This window comes from Rhizobium pantanalense, from assembly GCF_030182525.1.
Classification (GTDB): domain Bacteria; phylum Pseudomonadota; class Alphaproteobacteria; order Rhizobiales; family Rhizobiaceae; genus Rhizobium.
Genome location: NZ_JAQJCH010000055.1, coordinates 1 through 446 on the forward strand (window position 1 = coordinate 1; position 446 = coordinate 446).

The 446-nt window shown below is 64.3% G+C and carries 1 pseudogene; it reads left to right on the forward strand.

Annotated features, from left to right (window positions below):
* Positions 1-446 (forward strand): annotated as a pseudogene (locus PH558_RS34105) (bifunctional methylenetetrahydrofolate dehydrogenase/methenyltetrahydrofolate cyclohydrolase); the annotation flags it as partial.

Here is a 446-nt window from a genome sequence, read left to right on the forward strand (position 1 = left end):
GCTGGTGCGACAGGTGCATGGCGAGGACCTGTCGGGTCTGAATGCCGTGGTCATCGGCCGCTCCAACCTGTTCGGCAAGCCGATGGCGCAATTGCTGCTCAATGCCAATGCGACTGTCACGACGGCGCATTCGCGCACAAAGGATCTCGCCTCCGTCGCGAGAGGTGCCGATATCCTGGTGGCGGCCGTTGGCCGTCCGCAGATGATCAAGGCCGACTGGATCAAGCCCGGTGCCACGGTCATCGATGTCGGCATCAACCGGATCGCGGCCCCTGAGCGGGGCGAGGGCAAGAGCCGTCTGGTGGGCGATGTCGCCTATGCCGAAGCATCTGAAATCGCTGCCGCCATCACGCCGGTTCCGGGCGGTGTCGGGCCGATGACGATCGCCATGCTGATGGCCAATACCGTCATTGCCGCTTATCGCGCCGCGAGTAAGAAGCCGCCGA